This is a genomic window from Streptomyces hydrogenans (assembly GCF_014656075.1).
Classification (GTDB): Bacteria; Actinomycetota; Actinomycetes; order Streptomycetales; family Streptomycetaceae; genus Streptomyces; species Streptomyces hydrogenans.
Window position 1 is genome coordinate 1 of sequence record NZ_BNBS01000230.1, and the last position, 5601, is coordinate 5601.

Genomic DNA, 5601 nt, shown 5'->3' on the forward strand with positions numbered 1-5601 from the left:
CCAGCCCCCTCCTGACCGGCCTCCCCGCCTACAACCACGTCTCCTGACCCCGCCCCAGCCCAAAGGCAGGCCCCCACCGCGAAAGGATCGCGGCGGGGGCCTCCCCACGTATGAACTGGCACTCCCAAGACAATCAGTCTCCCCCGCGCCCATCCCGAAGGAGACGTCAGCGCCGTATTTCTCGACCAGCCGATGGAAGATCCGGATGTCCGTGTGCCGCTGCATGCGCGGCGCGTCCAGGTCCGCCCGCAGGATCTCGTCGATCACCGGCTTGTGGCGATCCACTCCGGTCGCCCGCGGCGGCAGCATCTGGCGCGGCTCCGGCCACGACGAATCCGAAGCCTTCCGTGCCGTCCGCCACGTCACGCCGTGCTTGCGCTCAAGCTCCGCATCGACATGCCGCCACGGTGATCACGCCGGATCGCCGCGTACAGCTCGACCTTCGAGATCCTCGGCATGACCAGCTCCTTTCACCAGGAGCATCCCGATGCTGCCTTGGCAAGAACCCCGGCGCCTCCCAAACCCCTCGCCAAGCGACGTCGCTACTGCTCGATAAAGCCACGCAAGGGATCGCGCAGGGGCCATCCCCGCGATTGCGGGAAGCAGAGCGAGGGGCGACGTCCTCGGCCTCGATCTCGGGTCCGTCCCCGCACGTATGGGGCGCAGGCGGTGTACACGACGAACGGTTCGCAGCCGGCGGGTCCGTCCCCCGCGGGGCGGGGTGCGACGGCATGGATGGTGCTGAGCCGAGAGGTGGCCGCCGGTCCGTCACCGTGGCGACGGAGGGGTCAGCAGTTCTCCTACGGATCACTCGGTGGCAGTTCCTTCTCAGGGCCTGCCGGCACCGGCGGAGGTGCTGCCTGCGACGATACGACTGTGAGCTACGACCTCGTCGTGTGGGACGGCGACCTCCCGATCGACGACCGTCAAGCGGCCTCGATGTACAACGAGCTCTTCGAGCGTTACCTGGAGTCGGACGATGTCGTCGTACCTCCGGCGCCGCGCATCACAGCGTACGTGGAAGCCCTCGTCGCGCAGTATCCGGACGACACCCGCAGTTGCGTATGGGCGTCGCCCCCGGTCATCGATGAGGCATCGGGACCGATCGTGTACCTGCTCATGTCCTACGCCAGAGCAGAGGAAGTATCCGCGTATGCGGCTGTGTTGGCACACGAACACGGCCTCACCTGCTTCGATCCACAAGGGGAAAGCCTCCGGCCGTAAGCTGCCGGTTCCTTCAGCGAGCGGAACCCGCGCGGGCAAGAAGCAGAGACGGCATGGTGGAGCACTTCCAGGGTGATGGTGGCCATCCGCCTTCCCCCGTATGTACGGGAGGCAGCCGGACCACAGCGACCTGTTCAGGGATCCTCGGGGCCATCCCCACGAACGCAGGGAGCAGCCGGCCTTTGCGGCTTGGGGGGCGACGGGCAGGGAGGCCGTCCCCGCGCGTACGGGAAGCTTCCCGGCTGGCCGCACACACTTGGCCGGTGGGCTGTTCGCTCTCTGTCAGAAGGGAGGTTCGAGATCGCCTCGGTCATCGCTGTGCGGCCCGCAGTCCCAAGGCTCCTCCTGGAAAGGTTCGATGTCGGTGACGTCGTGCCCCCATGCTTCGAGGGCCCTCCAGGCAACGCGTCGGCTATGGACGTCGCCGCTGGTGTCCAGGATGGCCCGCGCGTGCACGGCGAGGTGATCGCGGTGCTCGGCGAGCCCGGGGTGTTCGGCAAGGATGAGCGCGGCAAGGCCGGCGGCCTCGCGCACGTCCTCGTGACCGTCCTGCAAGAAGGGCGCGACAGCTCGGTAAAGCACCGGGCGCAGGTCCCGGAAGGCCGTCACGATGCTGCCGGGGGAATGGAAGCCGGGGAAGTACTGCTGCACGCGGTCGACCATCTCGTCAGAGGCGTCACAGGCCGTGGAACCCAACCAGTTCAACAATGCCGCCCGGATGGGGACACTGCGATACGGCCGGAGGGTCATGGCCGCCGGATGGGTAAGGATGCCGGCGACAAACACGGCGACGGGAACGGTGGCTTCATAGACGGTGCTCTGGTGGCAGACCAGCTCACTCAGCTCCGACAAAGCCGCGACCTGCACCCTGGGATCAGGCTCCAGCAACCGCGCCAGGATGCCGGGAAGACATGCACCGTTCCCGAAAGCCGTCTCGAGCGAACCCCAGTCGGTCTCCGCCAAGACCACCCGGTAGGACGGCACGTCAGTCTCCCGGGGTGTCCCGGGCGTGGCGCTGCTCTGGTTCACAGGCCAAACCTAGACCAGGCATGCGACACGATCCCCGCCCGGGCTGACCACAAGAAATGACCCCAGAGCCCGTCTTCATGAGCGAAGCCACCCGCGGGTCCATCCCCGCGGGTGCGGGGAGCAGGGCGGCGACGTCGCCGCAGACGGAGGAGACGAGGGACCATCCCCGCACGAGCAGGGAGCAGTCCTGGCGTCGTCGATGCCGAGGAACTGCCGGGTGCCATCCCCGCATACGCGAGGAGCAACGCGACTCCTTGCCGAAGCTCACGCCGCAGTTGGGTCCATCCCCACGGATGCCGGCATCAGTCACTCATGGAACCGGCGTCGTCGTCACCCATAAGACCAGAGCCCGTCTTCAAAGTGCTCTTGCCCAGAGCAGGAGCGGCGCGAGCGTTACCGTCGCTTCGTAGGGGCGGCGGTCTTGCCGTACATGGTCACGACACCGCGGTGGTTCTTCAGCGAGTTGAAGCACCGCTCAACGGTGTTACGGCAGCGGTATATCGCGCGGTCGAAGCCGGGTGGCCGGCCGCCGCAGCAGACTCGGTTGCGGCGGTGCTGTCCCTGGTCCGACTTCTCCGGGATGGTGCGGCCAATCCCGCATTGTCGCAGGTAGGCGCAGAATCCGCGGGAACTGCAGGCCTTGACCGCCACCACGTGGTCGGGACGACAACGCAGCCGACCCAGACGCATGCGAGGGCCCTCCAAGGCGTAGCGGCGGCAGGTGTGCACCGTTCCTCAAAGCCCGTGGCGTTCCGGCAGGATGGACGACCAACGAGGCCCCCGAGCAACATGATGGAGACGTCAGACGTCTCGATCAACAGCTCGGGGGCCTCGCTCGTTGCGCTTGACGGACCGTCACCCGATCGGTGGCCGCATCGAAGAAGCTCCTTGATCGCGATCCCGCGCTGATGGCCGCGAAAGGGGAATCGACCTCGCGTCCGTCGGCAGTGGTGCCGTTGCCGGCCCACGTGCTCGCGGGGCCGCTGGACAGCCGGCGTGAAGCCTACCGGTCGGCTGTCCAGCGGCGGACGCCTACATCAGCGGGCTTGCGCGCCGAAGCGGGTGCCGACGTTGGGCAGGCCGCCGGTGCCCGGCTTGTACACGGTCACCGGTGCGACTGTTCCGCCGGTGATGGTGTTGGACATGGGCAGGGCGTACAGGGCGCCGAGGCCGGGTCCGTAGGGCATGCCGACGTAGAGCTTGGTGCCGGTGTAGTGGATGTTGCGGCCCAGGTACTGGTTGGCGCCCGGGGTGCCGGGGATGCCGTCGCCGTCTCCGGCCTCGATCCAGCGGTCGTTGGTGCCGGCCGCCGCGACCAGGGAGAAGGTGTGGATGGCGCCGGCGTTGTCGGTGGTGCCGAGGGCCTCACCGGGGGTGCCGACGGCGAGGCGCATGGTGGCGCCGGTGCTCACGGCACGGGGTGCGGTGTTGACGGCGGTCAGGGTCTCGCCCATGCGGTCGCCGGCTTCGGCGGTGCCGGAGACGTCGTCCGCGTCGGTGCCCTGCCACAGCTGACGCGTCTCGCTCCACGCGCCCGCGGCGGACACGCGGCCGACCACGACGCGGCCCGCGTCAGCCTTCTGCGTGGCGCCGCCGTCCGTGGACATGGCCTCACCGGGCGAACCGATCGCGAGGATCGACTCGTTGGCGGTGGCCGAGCCCGAGGGGCGGTAGTCGGTCAGGGAGAGCGACCAGGCGAAGTCGTCGTTCGCCTCGGCGCCGCCGGAGACGTTGTCGAGGTCCTGGTCGAGGCCGAACAGCGGCTTGGGGTGACCGTCGGCGTGCAGGGTGTGGCTGAACACCGCGAGGTTGCCCGCGGCGGCGTCGCCACCGATGACCTCATTGGGTGCGCCGATCGCGATGTGGTTGGAGTCGGCGGCCAAAGAGGTGCTGAAGCCGTCGTTCGCCTCGGCCGCACCGGGGACGTCGGTCTTGTCCTGGTGGATCGCGACGTTGACGGAGCCGCGCAGGTAGAAGGCCGCACCGGCCTTGGCGATCGTGCCCACCTTCTCGCCGGGCGCCGAGACCACGATGTAGGGCTCGCCCGCGGCGGTGGTGCCGGCCACGACGTTGTCGCCCATCCGGTCGCCCGCCTCGGGGGTGGCGGCCTTGATCGCTCCGTCACCCGCGCCCTGCTCGAAGTGGGTGCTCTTCAGCGCGCCGGTGCCCATACCACCCGGGGCGCCGTACAGGATGTCGAAGAAGCCCGCGTCGGCTGCGGTGCCCACGTCCTCGAGGGTGGCGCCGACGACGAGGTCGGTGTAGCCGTCCTCGTTCCAGTCGACGGTGTCCATGGAGTCACCGAACCAGTCACCCTGTTCGGCACCCCCCGCCACCCAGTCGAGGTCCTGGTTGATCTCGACGACACCCTTGCCCCCGCCGTACACGATCCGCACCAGACCGGCGTTCGTGTCGGTGCCGACCGTGGCGGCCGGGTCGGCGATCGCGATGTCCTCGAGACCGTCACCGTTGAAGTCCACGATCCGCGTGGCACCGACCTTGCCGTCGATCCAGGACTTGAGGTCGTCGACACGGGAGATGACACCGGCCGTGGAGGTCAGCGCGGGGTCGATGCCGTAGCAACCCCCCTGCGAGGACTGGCTGCTGAGGCCGACGAGCTGGCCGGCGCGTACGACGGGGCCACCTGCGTCGCCCATGCAGGCGGCCGCGCCGTCCTTGCCGGTGACGGTCGCGGAGGTGGCGGCCGCCGAGTCGACGGTGTAGGCGGCGGTGTGCAGCTTGAGGGGTGCCCACTCGGTCTTGTTACGGCCGTAACCGGCGAACTTCAGCTCTTCACCCGCTGCCGGCGCGGACGCGGCGAGCGCCACCGGAGTGACGCCTGCGACCGGCCTGTTGAGGCGGGCCAGGACGACGTCGCGGTCGGCACGCGGGACGAGCTCGACCACGCGCCGCTCGGCACCCTGGGTGCCGGACAGGTTGGAGCGGCCGATGATCGCGGTGGTGCTCTTCTGCGGGGCTCCGGCCGGGACGGCGAGCGAAGCGGCCGGGTCGGCGGCGAAGCAACTCGCCGCGGTCAGCAGCCACTCGGCGTCGACGAGGACGGCGGAGCAGCCGCGGTCGTGCGGGCCGACGGTGATCTGGGCCGTGTAGGCGTAGGTGGTGTCGGAGTCGGCGACGGGCGTGCCGGTGACCGCGGAGGCGGGTGGGACGCACAGCGCCAGCGGAGCCGCTATCAGGGCTGCGCCGAGCGTGGCCAGGCGGAGGCCTCGGGAGTGCTGCATGAGTTGTTTCCTTGCTGCGGGACCCAAGAGGTCAACAGGCGCTCCGACGTTCCTACTTGGAGGTGCGGATCTCGACGAGCATGTGGTCGCGGCCCTCGGGGTCGGC

At 69.1% G+C, this 5601-nt stretch carries 3 protein-coding genes; 1 reads left to right on the top strand and 2 read right to left on the bottom strand.

All coding sequences use genetic code 11. From position 1 onward, the window contains the following. The first annotated feature begins 876 nt into the window (after positions 1-876). Positions 877-1224: a hypothetical protein gene (locus IE321_RS40445; RefSeq protein WP_190226624.1), complete on the top strand. Its 348-nt coding sequence runs from the start codon at positions 877-879 to the stop codon at positions 1222-1224. Between the two features lie 282 nt (positions 1225-1506). Here the strand turns inward: IE321_RS40445 and IE321_RS40450 are convergent, their stop codons facing one another. Together IE321_RS40450 and IE321_RS40460 are read right to left on the bottom strand one after the other, a co-directional pair. Beyond that, positions 1507-2253, bottom strand: coding sequence for a hypothetical protein (locus tag IE321_RS40450; protein ID WP_190226625.1), 747 nt, complete (start codon positions 2251-2253; stop codon positions 1507-1509). 1037 nt (positions 2254-3290) lie between these two features. Then, positions 3291-5495, bottom strand: coding sequence for a trypsin-like serine protease (locus tag IE321_RS40460; RefSeq protein ID WP_190226627.1), 2205 nt, complete (start codon positions 5493-5495; stop codon positions 3291-3293). Positions 5496-5601: the final 106 nt, after the last annotated feature.

Excerpts from the sequence above, each read along its gene's own strand:
- IE321_RS40460 (WP_190226627.1), bottom strand. The coding sequence starts at position 5,495 with ATGCAGCACTCCCGAGGCCTCCGCCTGGCCACGCTCGGCGCAGCCCTG.